General features: G+C 69.1%; 13 protein-coding genes. 6 read left to right on the plus strand and 7 right to left on the minus strand.

Translation table 11 applies throughout. From position 1 onward, the window contains the following. Positions 1-32 precede the first annotated feature (32 nt). On the minus strand, positions 33-2606 hold the full coding sequence (glgP, locus tag ACZ6DL_RS28810; RefSeq protein ID WP_466055768.1) for an alpha-glucan family phosphorylase: 2574 nt from the start codon (positions 2604-2606) through the stop codon (positions 33-35). 292 nt (positions 2607-2898) lie between these two features. Here glgP and ACZ6DL_RS28815 point away from each other — a divergent pair, with 292 nt between their 5' ends. The 4 genes from ACZ6DL_RS28815 (at position 2899) to glgB (ending at position 8389) form a co-directional block, all read left to right on the plus strand. Further along, entirely contained in the window at positions 2899-3342 is a 444-nt protein-coding gene (locus tag ACZ6DL_RS28815; RefSeq protein WP_466055769.1) for a hypothetical protein, read from the plus strand. Between the two features lie 152 nt (positions 3343-3494). Further along, positions 3495-4136: a LysE family translocator gene (locus ACZ6DL_RS28820; protein WP_466055771.1), complete on the plus strand. Its 642-nt coding sequence runs from the start codon at positions 3495-3497 to the stop codon at positions 4134-4136. 99 nt (positions 4137-4235) lie between these two features. Next, positions 4236-6239: an alpha-1,4-glucan--maltose-1-phosphate maltosyltransferase gene (locus ACZ6DL_RS28825; protein ID WP_466055773.1), complete on the plus strand. Its 2004-nt coding sequence runs from the start codon at positions 4236-4238 to the stop codon at positions 6237-6239. Next, on the plus strand, positions 6236-8389 hold the full coding sequence (glgB, locus tag ACZ6DL_RS28830; protein WP_466055775.1) for a 1,4-alpha-glucan branching protein GlgB: 2154 nt from the start codon (positions 6236-6238) through the stop codon (positions 8387-8389). Before ACZ6DL_RS28825 ends, glgB begins: the two co-directional genes overlap by 4 nt. Before the next feature lie 54 nt (positions 8390-8443). On the opposite strand, the gene ACZ6DL_RS28835 is transcribed toward glgB, so the two are convergent. The 3 genes from ACZ6DL_RS28835 to ACZ6DL_RS28845 form a co-directional block, all read right to left on the minus strand. Then, the gene (locus tag ACZ6DL_RS28835) at positions 8444-9292 is read right to left on the minus strand and encodes a tetratricopeptide repeat protein (RefSeq protein WP_466055798.1); all 849 of its coding nucleotides are present in this window, start codon (positions 9290-9292) and stop codon (positions 8444-8446) included. A 61-nt stretch (positions 9293-9353) separates the two neighbouring features. Beyond that, the gene (locus tag ACZ6DL_RS28840; protein WP_062971737.1) at positions 9354-9722 is read right to left on the minus strand and encodes a DUF3817 domain-containing protein; all 369 of its coding nucleotides are present in this window, start codon (positions 9720-9722) and stop codon (positions 9354-9356) included. A 712-nt stretch (positions 9723-10434) separates the two neighbouring features. Beyond that, positions 10435-11613, minus strand: coding sequence for an acetyl-CoA C-acetyltransferase (locus ACZ6DL_RS28845; RefSeq protein ID WP_466055777.1), 1179 nt, complete (start codon positions 11611-11613; stop codon positions 10435-10437). Between the two features lie 128 nt (positions 11614-11741). Between ACZ6DL_RS28845 and mce the strand changes: the two genes are divergently transcribed. Both mce and ACZ6DL_RS28855 read left to right on the plus strand, forming a co-directional pair. Continuing rightward, positions 11742-12215, plus strand: coding sequence for a methylmalonyl-CoA epimerase (gene mce / locus ACZ6DL_RS28850; protein ID WP_309247347.1), 474 nt, complete (start codon positions 11742-11744; stop codon positions 12213-12215). An 86-nt stretch (positions 12216-12301) separates the two neighbouring features. After that, entirely contained in the window at positions 12302-13303 is a 1002-nt protein-coding gene (locus tag ACZ6DL_RS28855) for a coiled-coil domain-containing protein (RefSeq protein WP_062971743.1), read from the plus strand. Positions 13304-13699: 396 nt separating this feature from the next. On the opposite strand, the gene ACZ6DL_RS28860 is transcribed toward ACZ6DL_RS28855, so the two are convergent. From ACZ6DL_RS28860 to ACZ6DL_RS28870, 3 genes are read right to left on the minus strand one after another with little or no spacing between them, the layout of a single operon-like run. Continuing rightward, on the minus strand, positions 13700-14008 hold the full coding sequence (locus ACZ6DL_RS28860) for an ATP/GTP-binding protein (RefSeq protein WP_466055779.1): 309 nt from the start codon (positions 14006-14008) through the stop codon (positions 13700-13702). A 47-nt stretch (positions 14009-14055) separates the two neighbouring features. Next, entirely contained in the window at positions 14056-14745 is a 690-nt protein-coding gene (nucS, locus tag ACZ6DL_RS28865) for an endonuclease NucS (RefSeq protein ID WP_466055781.1), read from the minus strand. Positions 14746-14782: 37 nt separating this feature from the next. After that, entirely contained in the window at positions 14783-15514 is a 732-nt protein-coding gene (locus tag ACZ6DL_RS28870; protein WP_466055783.1) for a rhomboid-like protein, read from the minus strand. Positions 15515-15725: the final 211 nt, after the last annotated feature.

A 15725-nucleotide genomic window follows, 5' to 3' on the forward strand; every position in this document is an offset into this window, starting at 1 on the left:
CGGTGGCGCCATCGTGACCGGCGCCACCGGGACTAGGCGCTCGGCGCGGAGACCAACCCGAGTTCGGCGTCGGAGGCCAGCAGCTCGTTGTGCGGCAGCACGCGCACGGTGTAGCCGACCGCACCGGACAGCGGCAGCGGAGTGTCGACGGTGAACAGCTCGGCGCCGGCGTCGGAGCCCGTGTGCGTCATCGGGACCGTCGTGGTGTCGGAGAGGTCGTCGGTCGCCGACACCCGGCCGAGCACCGCCTGCACCACCACGTCGGGCACGCTCAATCCGCCGAGCTCGACCCGCGCGGTCAGCGACAGCCGCGCCCCGATGACCGGCGTGTCCGGCAGCCCCGCGCTGTCGACCTGGATCACCTTGACCGAGGGCCAGGCCGACTCGACCCGGTGACGGTACTCGGCGACGGCCCGCGCGACGGCGAAATCGTCGGCCGTCGCCCGCTGATGAGCCGCGGCGGCGGGAGCGTAGTACTCCACGGCGTAGTCGCGCACCATCCGGGAAGCCAGGACCTTCGGTCCCAAGGTCTGCAAAGTGTGGCGAACCATCTCGACCCAGCGGACCGGCATCCCGGACGCGTCGCGCTCGTAGAAGCGCGGCGCCACCGCCCGCTCGAACAGGTCGTAGAGCGCGGCGGCCTCCAGATCGTCGCGGCGGTGCTCGTCCCGGACGCCCTCGGCGGTCGGAATGGACCATCCGTTCTCGCCGTCGTACATCTCGTCCCACCAGCCGTCCCGGATGGACAGATTGAGCCCGCCGTTCAGCGCGGATTTCATGCCGGAGGTGCCGCACGCCTCCAGCGGGCGCAGCGGGTTGTTCAGCCAGACGTCGCAACCCCAGTACAGGTAGCGAGCCATCGACATGTCGTAGTCCGGCAGGAAGACGATCCGGTGCCGCACCTCGGGATCGTCGGCGAAGCGGACCACCTGCTGGATGAGCGCCTTGCCGCCGTCATCGGCCGGGTGGCTCTTGCCCGCGACGACCAGCTGCATCGGCCGCCGCGGGTCCAGCAGCAGGGCACGCAGCCGCTGCGGGTCGCGCAGCATGAGGGTCAGGCGCTTGTAGGTCGGCACCCGGCGGGCGAATCCGACGGTCAGCACATTCGGGTCGAAGACCCCGTTCACCCAGCCGAGTTCGGCCTCCGCGGCGCCGCGTTCCAACCAGGACGCGCGCACCCTGCGGCGCACCTCGTCGACGAGGATGCCGCGCAGGGCGTTACGGGTGGACCACAGCTCGGTGAGATCGACGTCGCGCAGCCGTTCCCAGCCGCGCCCCTCCTCGAGCAGTTCCGCGCCGATGTGCTCGCGCGCCTTGTCCACCCATTCGCGCGCGGCCCACGTGGTCGCGTGCACGCCGTTGGTGACCGAACCGATCGGCACCTCCGCCGGGTCGAAACCCGGCCACAGCGAGGCGAACATCGACCGGCTCACCGCGCCGTGCAGCTTCGAGACACCGTTGGCGCGCTGCGCCAGTCGCAGACCCATGTGCGCCATATTGAAGACGGAGGGGTCGGCTTCCCGGCCGAGCGCCACGATGCGGTCCACCGAAAGACCGGGCAGCAGGGCGGATTCGGATTCTCCGTGCGCACCGCCGAAGTAGCGCCGCACCATCGGCATAGGGAACCGATCGATGCCCGCCGGGACCGGTGTATGCGTGGTGAACACCGTGCCCGCCCGCACGGCGGCGAGTGCGGAATCGAAATCCTGCCCCGCCGCGACGAATTCGCGGATGCGCTCCACACCGAGGAAGCCCGCGTGGCCTTCGTTCATGTGGAACACGTCGGGATCGGGCAGCCCCGCGGACGCGGTGTACGCGCGCACCGCCCGTACACCGCCGATGCCCGCGAGGATCTCCTGGCGGATGCGATGCTCCTGATCGCCGCCGTAGAGCCGGTCGGTGACCGCGCGCAACTCCGGGTCGTTCTCGGCGATGTCGGAGTCCAGCAGCAACAGCGGAACCCGGCCCACCTGGGCGATCCACACCCGCGCGCGCAGCACCCTGCGGTCGGGCATGGCCACATGGATGAGCACCGGCGAGCCGTCGGAGGTGAGCGCCCGCAACGGCAAGCCCTGCGGGTCCAGCGCCGGATAGTGCTCGGCCTGCCAGCCGTCGGTCGTCAGCGACTGCCGGAAGTAACCCGAGCGGTACAGCAATCCGACCCCGATCAGCGGCAGGCCGAGGTCGGAGGCGCCCTTCAAATGGTCGCCCGCCAGGATGCCAAGGCCGCCCGAGTAGTTCGGCAGCACCTCGGTGACGCCGAACTCCATCGAGAAGTAGGCGATGCCCTGCACCCCCTCCTCCCCCGCCCGGCGCTGGAACCAGCCCGGCGCAGCCAGATAATCGCGCAGCTCCGCCGCCGCGGCGTCGACACGCGCGACATAGCGGGCATCGGCGGCCAGCTCGTCCAGCCGCGCCGCGGGTACCTCACCCAGCATCCGGACCGGATCGTGCCCCATTTCCTGCCACCGCCGCGGGTCGAGCGCGGCGAACAGATCCTGCGTCGGCGGATGCCACGACCAGCGCAGATTCGTGGCGAGCTCACCAAGGGCCGCCAGGCGCTCGGGCAGATGGGCACGGACGGTGAAACGACGCAATGCCTTCATTCGGTAGAAACTACACGCCGCCCGGAGCGGCCGCCCCGCGTGACCACGCCCCGGAAAACCTTTCGACCAGCATGTTTCCCGGTGGGCCGCGACGAGATCAGCCCACCCGATCGTGCGTAACGCGCTCTACCGTCACAGAACGGCCACACGACGCGCACCGGCGCGCCCGCTCCCGCTACCCGATCGAGACCCGCACTCGCTTGTGAACCCGAGAACGCCGGGCAAACCCACAAGCTGTGCGGACCAACCGGCCGCACCAACCGAAATCAGTACGGGAGTGATCGAGATGTGGATGACAGCACACCCAAATCGCGCCCGCGATCGGCGCTGGTCGCGCACTGGAGCAGCGCTCACGGGGTTCGGAGCTCTCGCGGCGGCATTCGTTCTCGTCGCGCCCACCGCCGGGGCGGCGGTCACGACGGCGACGGCGAGCCCGGCCCAAGGAATGACCCTCGGTTTCGGGAACTACGGGACCAACTGCCAGTACCGGGTGACGGCCACGGTGGACAACATTCCTTCGTCCGAGACCGTCCAGTTCACCGACAACGCCGCGGGCACGTTCTCCCCGAATCCCGCGCCGGTGGTCGGCAACCAGGCGACCACCGTCTGGATGCCCGACGCGACCGGGCAACACACGATCTCCGCGGTGCAGGGCACCGGTCCCGCTTGGACCTCACCGGTGATGACGGTGGGCAACGGCGTGAATCTCGGCTTCGCCTGCATGGTCATGCCGTAAGCGCGACTCCCGGCAGTCAGGTGAGCGCCCGGGTGGCCACCAGCGCGGCGCTCTCCGGCCGCGGCCACCCGGGCACCTCGGAATTGCCGGAATGTACGCGCACACGCGGAAAATTCGTGGCCCGACGGAAGCCGAAGTGACAGCATCGGCTGATGCCGCACTGGGTCGACGTTCTTCCGCAATTCCTGACGGCCTGCCTGCTTCTCGCCGTCCTGCCGGGCCCGGCGACCGCGTTGTTCCTCCAGCGCGCGGTGCGTGACGGTCGCGCCGCGGGCCTGGCGGCGGTGGCCGGAAACGAGATCGGCGTGCTCGGCTGGACGCTGGCGGGTGGGGCCGGGCTGTCGGTCCTGCTCGTCGCGAACCGAGCCGTGAACACGGCGGTGCACGTGGTCGGCGCGCTCGTGCTGATCTGGCTCGGCGTGCAGGCGTGGCGGGGTGCGCGCGGTGGCGACGAGTTCGGCAGTGCGATGACGAAGATGCTCCCCGCCGGTCGCACACCCGCCGCCGCCTTCCGCGCCTCGCTGGTATCGATCGCGGCCAATCCCAAGGCGGCCGTCTTCGGGTTGACGATCCTTCCGCAATTCCTTCCGTCCGACGGTCCGGTGCTGCCGACCGTGGTGATCCTGGCGCTGATCCAGTTGGTGCTCGACACCGCGTGGTGCGTCGGCGTGGTCCTGGCCGCCGACCGCGCGGGCGCGTGGCTGCGCCGCACCGGGATCCGGCAGCGGGTCGAACGCGCGCTCGGCGCGGTCCTGGTCGCGCTCGGCCTCGGTCTCGCCGCCGACGCGCGCTGACCGCGACAGCCGGATCAGCCGCCGCCGCGGCGGCCGGGACGGGGCACGAAAAGATCGCCGATCCCGTCCGGAGGACCGGTTACCGGTAGGTTGGGTCCCGTGACCGGCCGCATCGCTATCGATGACACTGCACCGTCCATCCCCGGCGGCCGGCCCGCCAAGGCGGTGGTCGGCGAAGTATTCCCGGTGCGCACCGTGGTGTGGCGAGAAGGGCACGACGCCGTCGCCGCCACACTCGTCGTCCGCGGCCCCGGCGCCTCGCGGCCCTCCCGCCTCCGCATGACGCCGGACTACGAGCCCGACGTCTTCAACGCGACCTTCACCCCCAACACTCCTGGAGTGTGGACCTACCGGATCGAAGGCTGGAGCGATCCGATCGCGACCTGGCGCTCGGCGATCGAGGCGAAGCTGGCGGTCGGGCAGAGCGCCGCCGATCTGGCCAACGACCTCGAATTGGGCGCCCGCCTGTTCGATCGCGCTGCCCAGGCCGTACCCAAGAAGCAATTCCAGCGCTTACGCGCGGTCGCGGCGGCGCTGCGCGGCGACGACCAACTGCCCGCTCGGGTGGCACCGGCCTTCACCGAGGAGGTCGCCGAGATCCTGCGCGCAACGCCGCTGCGCGACCTGGTCACCCGGGGGCCGCAGCACATCGTCCAGGTCGAGCGGCACCGCGCGCTCTACGGCTCCTGGTACGAGTTCTTCCCACGCTCGACCGGCGGCCGCGACGCCACCGGCAAACCCGTGCACGGCACCTTCGCCACGGCGGCGAAGGAACTTCCGCGCATCGCGGCCATGGGTTTCGACGTGGTGTACCTGCCACCCATCCACCCCATCGGCGAAATCAACCGCAAGGGCCGCAACAACGCGCTCACCGCCGAGCCGGGCGACGTCGGCTCGCCGTGGGCCATCGGCTCCGAGCACGGCGGTCACGATGCCGTGCATCCGGATCTGGGCACCGAAGACGATTTCGCCGAATTCGTCGCGGCGGCCCGCGAACTCGGCCTCGAGGTGGCGCTCGACCTCGCCTTGCAGTGCGCGCCCGATCATCCCTGGGTGCAGGCGCACCCGGAGTGGTTCACCACGCTGCCCGACGGAACCATCGCCTACGCGGAGAACCCGCCGAAGAAGTACCAGGACATCTACCCGGTCAATTTCGACAACGATCCCGACGGCCTCTACGCCGAGGTGCTGCGGGTGGTCCGGCACTGGATCGACTTGGGCGTCAGGATCTTCCGCGTCGACAACCCGCACACCAAGCCCGCCGATTTCTGGGAGTGGCTGATCGGCAACGTGTGGCGCACCGACCCGGACGTCATCTTCCTGTCCGAGGCGTTCACCCGCCCCGCCCGGCTCTACGGACTCGCCCGGCGCGGGTTCAGCCAGTCCTACACGTATTTCACCTGGCGGGTGGCCAAGTGGGAACTCACCGAGTTCGGCAACGAATTGGCCGCGAAGGCCGACGAGGCCCGTCCGAACCTCTTCGTCAACACCCCGGACATCCTGCACGAGAGCCTCCAGCACGGCGGACCGGGGATGTTCGCCATCCGCGCCGTCCTGGCCGCCACCCTCGCCCCCACCTGGGGCGTCTACTCCGGCTTCGAACTGTTCGAGCATCAGGCGGTGCGCCCCGACAGCGAGGAGTACCTCGACTCGGAGAAGTACGAACTGCGCCCGCGCCCCTTCGCCGAGGCGCTCGCGCGCGGAGAATCACTGGAGCCGTGGCTCACCCGGCTCAACGAGATCCGCCGGGCGCACCCCGCCTTGCAACAGCTGCGCTGCCTGCATTTCCATCACGTGGACAACGACGCGCTGCTCGCCTACTCCAAGATCGACCCCGTCGGCGGCGACGCCGTGCTGGTCGTGGTGAATCTCAACCCCTACGGCGCCGAGTGGGGCATGCTCTCGCTCGATCTGCCCGCGATCGGCCGCGAGTGGCACGACCATCCGGTGGTGTACGACGAGGTCAGCGGCGAGGAATACCACTGGGCCCAGACCAATTACGTGCGGCTGGACCCAGCGCATACCGTCGCGCACATCATCGCGCTGCCCCCGGTGTCGCAGCAGGCTCGCACCGAGCTGGCCTACCGCAGGACCTTGCGATGAAACGGCGCGATCTCATGCTGCTCGCGGCGGGCACCCATCCCGACCCGCACACCGTGCTCGGCGCGCATACCCATCCCGACGGCACGGCGGTGCGGGTGCTGCGCCCGCACGCGCAGACCGTGTCGGTGCGGGTCGGCGGCGTCGATCACGCGCTGAAGTCCCTGGATCACGGCGTATTCGCCGCGGTGCTGCCGTACCCGGAGATCATGGACTATCGCGTCGTGACGACCTATCCCGGCGGCCAGACGATCATCAGCGCCGACGGCTACCGCTTCCTGCCCACACTCGGCGAACTCGACCTGCACCTGATCGGCGAAGGACGTCACGAGCGCCTGTGGGAGGTGCTCGGCGCGCACCCGCGCCGCTACACCACCCTCGACGGTGAGGTCACGGGCACGTCGTTCGCGGTGTGGGCGCCGAACGCGCGCGGCGTCACCGTGTTCGGCGACTTCGACGGCTGGAGCGGTAACACCGCGCCGATGCGCGCGCTGGGCTCGTCCGGTATCTGGGAAGTCTTCGTCCCTGGTGTCGAGCCTGGCGCCAAGTACAAATACCGCGTGCACGGCGCCGACGGGCGGACCGTCGATCACGCCGACCCGCTCGCCTTCGCCACCGAACACCCTCCGGCGACCGCGTCGGTGGTCACCGAAAGCCACCACGCGTGGCACGACCGCGCGTGGCTCGAGCGGCGCGCCGCCACCGACCCCACCCGCGCCCCGATGAGCGTCTACGAGGTGCATCTCGGCTCGTGGCGCCCTGGCCTCGGTTACCGCGAACTGGCCGAGCAGCTCGCCGAGTACGTGCGAGCGACCGGATACACCCATATCGAGTTGCTCCCCATCGCCGAGCATCCGTTCGGCGGCTCCTGGGGATATCAGGTCACCTCCTACTACGCGCCCACGGCACGTTTCGGCTCCCCCGACGACTTCCGCGCGTTCGTCGACCGCATGCACGCGGCGGATATCGGCGTCCTGCTGGACTGGGTCCCGGCGCACTTCCCGCGCGACGAATGGGCGCTGGCCCGCTTCGACGGCACACCGCTCTACGAGCACGCCGACCCGCGCCGGGGCGAGCAACTCGACTGGGGCACCTACGTGTTCGATTTCGGCAGGCACGAGGTGCGCAACTTCCTCATCGCCAACGCGCGCTACTGGATCGAGCAATTCCACATCGACGGCCTGCGCGTCGACGCGGTCGCCTCCATGCTCTACCTCGACTACTCGCGCGCCGAAGGTCAGTGGGAGCCCAACGTGCACGGCGGCCGGGAGAACCTGGAGGCCGTCGACTTCCTGCAGGACCTCAACGAAACCCTGCATCGGCACCACCCCGGCGTCGTGACGATCGCCGAGGAGTCCACCACCTGGCCCGGCGTCACCCGCGGGACCGACGTCGGTGGTCTCGGTTTCACCATGAAGTGGAACATGGGCTGGATGCACGACACCCTCGGGTTCCTCGGCCGCGACCCGGTGCACCGCTCCTGGCACCACGACGAGATCACCTTCTCGCTGGTCTACGCCTGGAGCGAGAACTACGTGCTGCCGATCAGCCATGACGAGGTGGTGCACGGCAAAGGCACGCTCTGGACCAGGATGCCCGGCGACGATTTCGCCAAGGCCGCGGGCGTGCGATCGCTGCTGGCCTATATGTGGGCCCACCCGGGTAAACAACTGCTGTTCATGGGCCAGGACTTCGGCCAGGTCCAGGAGTGGTCGCACGATCGCGGCCTGGACTGGCACGAACGGGACAACCCGCTGCACCAGGGCATCACCGCGCTGGTGCGCGACCTGAACGCGGTCTACCGCGCCGACCCCGCGCTGTGGAGCCAGGACACCGCCCCGGGCGGCTACGCCTGGATCGAGGCGAACGACCCGACGAACAACGTGCTGGCGTTCCTGCGCTACGGCTCCGACGGCTCCGTCCTCGCCTGCGTCTACAACTTCTCCGGGGCGACGCACGACGCGTACCGGGTCGGCCTGCCGCACCGGGGCCGCTGGCTGGAGATCCTCAACACCGACGCGGAGAGCTACGGCGGCTCCGGCCTCGGCAACCTGGGCGAGGTGCTGGCGACCGACGAGCCGTGGCACGACCGTCCCGCCTCGGCCGCCGTGACGCTCGCGCCGCACAGCGCGGTCTGGCTGCGTCCGGTCTAGACCGGACCGCAGGCTGCGCGGCGATCCGGTTCGCGACCACGTCGCGCGGTGAACTCAGTACAGCGCTGCGGCCAGCTTGCGGCGCGCGGCCACGACGAACGGCTCGGCCTGGTCGAACAGCTCGAACAGCTCGAGCAGGCGGGTCCGCGCCTTGGTGCGATCGTCACCGGAGGTGCGCTTGACGACGGCGATCAACCGATCGAAAGCCGCGTCGGGCCGCTGCTGGAACAACTCGAGATCGGCGGCCTGGATCGCGGCGTCGACGTTCGACGGGTCGGCGTCGGCATCCGCGATGGCCGACTCCGGCAGTTCCTGTGCCCGGGCGAGGAAGCGGAGCTGGCGCAGCGCGCCCTTGGCCTCCTCGTTCGCGGGCTCGGCGTCGATGATCGCTTGGTAGGCGGCCTCGGCGCCGGCCAGGTCACCCTGCTCCAGCGCCGCCTCGGCCGCCGCGAAACGCGGGTCCTCGGCGGGCTCCTGTGGCTGCTCGCCACCTTCCAGCTTGCCTGCGACCGCGTCGACCACCGCGTTCAGCCACTGCCGCACCTGCGGCTCCGGTTGCGCGCCCTCGAAATCGGCCAGCGGCTGCCCGGCCGCGATCGCGATGACCGTCGGGATGCCCTGCACCCGCAGCGCCTGCGCGATCCGCATATTGGCCTCGGCTTCGACTGTGGCCAGGTCCCAGGTACCGCCGTCGGCGGCCACCAGATGCTCCAGCGTCCGCACCAGTTCGACGCTGCCCGGACTGCGCTGCGAATACAGCACGACCACCACGGGCACCTGCATGGAACGGCGCAGGACCTTGGTCTCGAAATCCGCCTCCGACACCGCGTGGTCGCCGCCTGTCGCACCGCCCGCGCTTGCCGCGGGCTGCTTCAGGCTGGACAGATCGACCGCGCCGGACATGGCGGCGGCGACAGCGGGCGAAGGACGGCGTGCGGCTGGTCGATTCACGACTTCCAGTTTGTCACGACGTGGCGGATGCGGGTGCCCCGGACTCGGCCGAACCGGCGTTGCTCAGCTCACCCAACTGCCCCGAGCGCACCGCCCACACCTCGAACAGCACCGTGCAGAACGGCGGGATGCTCGACAGCAGCGCGAGAACGGTCGTCTTGGCACTCCAGCCCAGCTCGCGCGCGGCGACGATCGCGGTGATCACGAACAGCACGAACACGATGCCGTGCGTCATGCCGAACACCTTGACCGGCCACAGCACCGGCTCGGGGATCCGCTTGAACACCATCCCGATGATCAGCAGAAACCAGGAGATCGCCTCCAGCACCGCGACGAATCGAAACCGCTTGGCCACCGTGCTCAGGTCGAAGACATTGCCCATGCGCCCATTGTGCCGGATGCACTACACACTGTCGTAGTGAGCTGTGTCTAATTTCCAGCGCCTGCGGCGCTGGGTGTTCGCGGCCCCTTTGTGGCTCGCGTCCGAGCGACCGCCGCTGGCGACTGCGTCGCGGACGCGGCGGCCGCTCGGACGCGAGCCGGGCCGCGAACGGAACATGCTCGGTCTCGCTTCGCTCGAAACCCGGGGTTGAGGTGAGCCGGGCGCGTCGGCATGCGAACGCACGACACACAGCCCGCGAACCGGCGGCTCTCCATCGCCCCTCGCGTGTTCATGGCCAGCGCACACTGCATGTTGCGGCCTCGGCTGCTTGCTCCTTCATCGCCACGCAGCGTCAGCGCGAATGCGAGCCGGCCGCGAACGGAACGTGCTCCTCGCTTCGCGAGAAGAACTTGTTCGCTGGGCCGGTATCGGGGCGTCGAGCGATGGCCCTCGGAACCGCGGGCCAACTGCGCGTGAGATGGGGCAACCACCGCCGGCCGGCTTCTCCTTGCCGACTCGGTCGCCAATCGGCACGAGCCAGGCCACGAACCGACATGCGGGGATCTCGCTTCGCACGAAATTTGAACCGATCCGCCACAGCTGTGCGCCGCTCGCGAATCTCGCCGTATGCGAATCGGCGCAACGACCGATGGCCGCCCACTCGGGACGGCCATCGGTCGATTCCTCCGCGCGGGGTGTCACCCCGCGAACATCAGACGCGGACGATCAGCGCGTCACCTTGCCCGCCGCCGCCGCAGAGCGCGGCCGCGCCGACGCCACCGCCGCGGCGCTTCAGCTCGAGCACCAGGTGCAGCAGGATGCGGGCGCCGGACATGCCCAGCGGGTGGCCGATGGCGATCGCACCACCGTTGACGTTCACCTTCTCGGGATCGATGCCCAGCTTGCGGGTGGACGCGACACCGACCGCGGCGAACGCCTCGTTGATCTCCACCAGGTCCAGGTCGGCGGGCGAGATGCCCTCGCGAGCGCAGGCTTTGGCGATCGCGTTGGCGGGCTGGTCCTGCAGGGTCGAGTCCGGACCGGCGACCACGCCGGCGGCGCCGATCTCGGCGATCCAGCTCAGCCCCAGCGACTGCGCCTTCTCCTTGCTCATCACCACGACCGCGGCGGCGCCGTCGGAGATCTGCGACGCGGTGCCCGCGGTGATGGTGCCGTCCTTGCGGAACGCCGGACGCAGCTTGGCCAGCGACTCCACGGTGGTGTCGGCGCGAACGCCCTCGTCGGTGGTCACCAGCACGGGGTCGCCCTTGCGCTGCGGCACCGCGACCGGGACCACCTCGTCGTCGAAGACGCCGTTCTTCCACGCCGCCGCCGCCCGCTGGTGCGAAGCCGCCGCGAACGCGTCCTGGTCCTCCCGGCTGATCCGGTCGGTCTCGTTGCGCTGCTCGGTGAGCGCGCCCATGGCCTGATCGGTGAAGATGTCGTGCAGGCCGTCGTAGGCCATGTGGTCGCGCAGGGTCACATCGCCGTACTTGAAGCCCTCCCTGCTCTTCTCCAACAGGTGCGGCGCCTGGCTCATGGACTCCTGGCCGCCCGCGACGACGATCTCGTACTCGCCCGCGCGGATCAGCTGGTCGGCGAGGGCGATCGCGTTGATGCCGGAAAGGCAGACCTTGTTCAGCGTCACGGCTGGCACGTCCATCGGGATGCCCGCGGCCACCGCCGCCTGCCGGGCCGGGATCTGCCCCGCGCCCGCGGTGAGCACCTGGCCCATGATGACGTAGTCGACCTGGTCGGGCGCGACACCGCCCTTCTCCAGCGCCGCCTTGATCGCGAACCCGCCCAGATCGGAACCGCTGAAGTCCTTCAGACCTCCGAGCAGCTTGCCGACCGGGGTACGCGCACCGGAGACGATCACGGAAGTGGTCACGACGAGCCTCGCATTCGTAGATCGGACCTGCTCGCGCCCGCACCGGGGCGCCACGAGAGCAGGTGTTCTACTCAACGGTAGCGGGTGCGCCCCGCGCGGCCCGTGCCAGGTCGCGCTACTTTCGAATGGTGAGCAACGTTATCGAACAGTCGTCTTTCATCCCAGCGGACTACGTCACCGCGGTCGACCACGTCGGCATCGCGGTGCCCGACCTGGACACCGCGGTCGCCTGGTACGCCGAGAACCTCGGCATGATCGAGACCCACCGTGAGGTCAACGAGGCCCAGGGCGTGCACGAGGCGATGCTGTCGCTGCCGGGCGCACCGGACCGGGCCACTGCCCTGCAGTTGCTGGCTCCGCTCAACGCGGAGTCGACCATCGCGAAGTTCATCGACCGTAACGGCCCCGGCTTGCAGCAACTGGCCTACCGGGTCACCGACATCGAGGCCGTCTCCGCGCACCTGCGCGCCAAGGGTCTGCGTTTGCTGTACGAGGCCCCACGGCACGGAACGGCTGATTCCCGCATCAATTTCATCCACCCGAAGGATGCTGGAGGTGTGCTGATCGAGTTGGTCGAACCGAACGCGAATGTTACGCACTAGTATCGCCGTCAGGTCGGGAAAACTCGTTGGAATGACATTCGCAGTCGAGTCACCATCGGCTGTCTTCAGGCTGTAGTTTGTGTGCCATGTCGTCACCCGAGTCCGATCGCAATCGCTTCGTTGCACTGCCCTTCACCGTTGTGCGCAAGGGTTATGCGCAAGACGAGGTGCGTAATTACTTCGACCGCTTCGACGCGGAACTGAGAGTCACCGCCACCGACCGCGATGCGGCTGCGGCACAAGCACGTAACCTCGCCAGCCAGCTGGAAGACGCGCGCGACGAGATCGACGAACTCCGTAAGGAGGTCGACCGACTCTCGGTGCCGCCGACCACCGCGGAAGGTATGTCCGACCGCATTTCCCGAATGCTGCGGCTCGCCTCCGACGAGGCGTCCGAGGTCCGTGCGCTGGCCCAGGCCGAGGCCGCGGAGATGGTGTCGATCGCCGAGCAGCAGGCCACCGAGATGCGTGGCAAGTACGAGTCGCTGCTCGCGGAGACCAAGGAGAAGCGCGAGGCGCTCGAAATCGAATTCGAGCAGACCCTCGCGAACGCACGCACCGAGTCCGCCAAGATCATCGAGGCCGCCCAGGCCGAGGCCGACCGCATCGCGAAGGAAGCCGACGCGAAGCGCAAGGCCACCCAGCAGGACTTCGAGGCCACCATGGCCGAGCGTCGCACCAAGCTCACTCGCGCCATGGAGGAGCTGGAAGCCACCAGCCGCGCCGAGGCCGCCCAGCGGATCAAGGACGCGACCGACGAGGCCAACCGCCTCATCACCTCCGCCACTCAGACCTCCGAGCGCAAGATCGCGCACGCGAAGGAACTGGCCGAGGAGATGCGTGTGCTGCGCGGCCGCGTGCTCGCCCAGCTGCTCGGTATCCGCGGTCAGCTCGACTCGGTGCCCGCGATGCTCGCCGCGGTCAACCGGGAAAGCGAACTGCTGGACGGTGTTCCGGATCAGCGCAAGTCGATCGGCGGCAACACCAAGTCGGTCACCGGCTCCCGCCAGAAGGCGATCCCCGAGGTCGCGACCGAGGACGAGGACATCGACTCGGACGAGCGCGAGAGCGCCGACATCAGCAACTGACGTCGGAGCAAACGGCGACAGCAGCGAATCTCAACCGAAATCACCGAAGGCCGCTCCGCACCGGGGCGGCCTTCCCTAATTCCGCACCCGGCGGCTCTACGCCGCAAGGACATCGACGAACGCGCGCCATACCGGCGGACCGATTCGATCTCGCCCGGAAACGTCCGCTCGCTCCCCGGCGACCGAGGAGAAGCGCGAGGCGCCCGAAGCCGACGAGTCGCGGCGAGATCGCCCACCTGCCGTCGCAATCGTCGCCAGGTGTTCACCGTCCAGCTTTCCGGACACCACGGCTGGTCGAACCACGCGCAGGTCCTCCCGCAATTGGCTGGCCTCGTCCATCCGGTGCCGACCTACTCGACCGCACGTCGCCCGCGACGATGCCTCCGCGACGCGGCGTCAGGACCACCGACGAGTGATCCGGCGTGTCTGTCGCCCGCTCCAGCACCCACTGTGCCAATGCCTGCGGTCGTCTTCGCCGCCGTACGCGGGCCATGCGACGATGTGGGCGACCCCTGGTGGAATCTCGTGGTCACAGCCGGGGCAGCGATAGGTCTTGATCGCGCGGGCGCCAGGAATGGTGCGCACCACATATGTCTCCGCACCGTCCGGACCGGCCTCGGTCCGTCCGAAGACGTCTCCCAGTGGTGCGCCACCGGCCCGCGAGCGCTCGGCGTAGCGATCCGAACGCGGTTTCCGGCGAGGCATGCGACAAGGGTATTACTCGCCCGTGTGCACCCCGCACTGCCCTGAGTTCAGAACAAGCGGAATTCGCTGCTCTCCGTGCCACGCAGGGCGTCGTAATCGAGTGTGAGGCAGCGGATGCCGCGGTCCTCGGCGAGCGTGCGCGCCTGCGGCTTGATCTGCTGCGCGGCGAAGACGCCCGCGACCGGAGCCAGCAACGGATCCCGGTTCAGCAGCTCCAGGTAGCGGGTGAGCTGCTCGACGCCGTCGATCTCGCCGCGCCGTTTGATCTCCACCGCCACCGTGCTGCCGTCGGCATCCCGGCACAGCAGGTCCACCGGGCCGATCGCGGTCATGTACTCGCGGCGGATGAGCGTGAACCCGGCGCCGAGCGTGTGCACGTGCTCGGCCAGCAGCTCTTGGAGGTGGGCTTCCACCCCGTCCTTCACCAGGCCCGGGTCGACGCCGAGTTCGTGGGAGGAGTCGTGCTCGATGTCCTCGATGGTGATGCGAAGTTCCTCGCCGGCCTTGTTGGTGACGACCCACAGCGCCTTCGCACCGTCCGGTAGCTGCGCGTCACCGTTGCGTTCGTCCAGCCGGCAGGGCGGGCTCATCCAATTCAGCGGCTTGTACGAGCCGCCGTCGGAGTGCACGAGCACCGAGCCGTCCGCTTTCATCAGCAGTAGCCTTCGGGCCATCGGAAGATGGGCGGTGAGTCGCCCTACGTAGTCGACCTGACAGCGAGCAATCACTAGGCGCACCCAAGCACTGTAGGCGAGCGCCCTACCGCGGCTGCCGTCAGCCCATGAGCAGAATCGCCGCCAGCACCGCGCTCGCGGCGAGCAAGGCGCCCTCGATCCGGGTGAGCCGTCGCCGGATGGTCGTCCTGGACCAGATCATGAAGAATCCGACCGCCGTGCCGATCGCGAGCGCCACCAGGTGCCCGGCCTGGGTGAAGGTCTGTCCGATCAGCACGCCCTCGACCGCGACGATGAACCACACCGTCGACCAGGCGATGCGCCATCGGTACGGCATCGCGGCGACGAGCGCGCCGATCAGCGCCATGGCCCCGTAGCTGACACCGACGTCCTCGGCCCAGCGGATGCTCGCGGGGACCCACCCGGCTCTTACACCCACCCACAGGCCCGCTGCGACGAGCAAGGTGGCGCCGACGTGGCCGACCAGGAACACTCGCACCAGTCTCAGCGCGCCGAAGCGCAGCTCGGCGAGGGCGAGCAGACAGGCGAGCAAGGGGATGATGACCCACGACCCGACGGCGTCACCGATCACGAACGCGCTCGCGAGCAGCGTTCCCAACCGGCCGCTCAACAGGTTGTGCAGATTCGTGCTCGCGTGCAGCACCATCCTGGTCTGCGCGGAGTCGCTCAGGGCCGAGAAGATCGCCGAGACGATGATCAGCCCCGCCAAGTACGCCGCCGTCGCGGGAAGCCTCGGCCGCCACCAACGCGCTTGCGCCGATGTGGCGGGCTCGACCGGCGCCGGGCGATCCGGCGTCGTCGCGACGACCATACATACCTCCGTTGCTCGCGTGAGACGGCCTCCCCGCCATCCATGATCCCGACCGCACGCTGCGTACGCTTGTATTTCCCTGCGATCGTGCTGCGAAACACACGGTTCGCTCGGTAAAACGACGAAAGGCCCTCGACGGTGTCGAGGGCCTTTCGTGAAGGATGTTCCGGCGGTGTCCTACTCTCCCACACCCTGTCGAGTGCAGTACCAT

The sequence above is a fragment of the Nocardia sp. NPDC041819 genome (assembly GCF_055590505.1).

What these genes read in the sequence shown, in the direction of transcription:
- ACZ6DL_RS28815 (WP_466055769.1), top strand. Translation starts at nt 2,899, where the DNA reads ATGACAGCACACCCAAATCGCGCCCGCGATCGGCGCTGGTCGCGCACT.
- ACZ6DL_RS28860 (WP_466055779.1), bottom strand. Translation starts at nt 14,008, where the DNA reads ATGCCTCGCCGGAAACCGCGTTCGGATCGCTACGCCGAGCGCTCGCGG.
- ACZ6DL_RS28835 (WP_466055798.1), bottom strand. Translation starts at nt 9,292, where the DNA reads ATGTCCGGCGCGGTCGATCTGTCCAGCCTGAAGCAGCCCGCGGCAAGC.
- ACZ6DL_RS28870 (WP_466055783.1), bottom strand. Translation starts at nt 15,514, where the DNA reads ATGGTCGTCGCGACGACGCCGGATCGCCCGGCGCCGGTCGAGCCCGCC.
- glgP (WP_466055768.1), bottom strand. Translation starts at nt 2,606, where the DNA reads ATGAAGGCATTGCGTCGTTTCACCGTCCGTGCCCATCTGCCCGAGCGC.
- ACZ6DL_RS28840 (WP_062971737.1), bottom strand. Translation starts at nt 9,722, where the DNA reads ATGGGCAATGTCTTCGACCTGAGCACGGTGGCCAAGCGGTTTCGATTC.
- ACZ6DL_RS28855 (WP_062971743.1), top strand. Translation starts at nt 12,302, where the DNA reads ATGTCGTCACCCGAGTCCGATCGCAATCGCTTCGTTGCACTGCCCTTC.
- ACZ6DL_RS28820 (WP_466055771.1), top strand. Translation starts at nt 3,495, where the DNA reads ATGCCGCACTGGGTCGACGTTCTTCCGCAATTCCTGACGGCCTGCCTG.
- glgB (WP_466055775.1), top strand. Translation starts at nt 6,236, where the DNA reads ATGAAACGGCGCGATCTCATGCTGCTCGCGGCGGGCACCCATCCCGAC.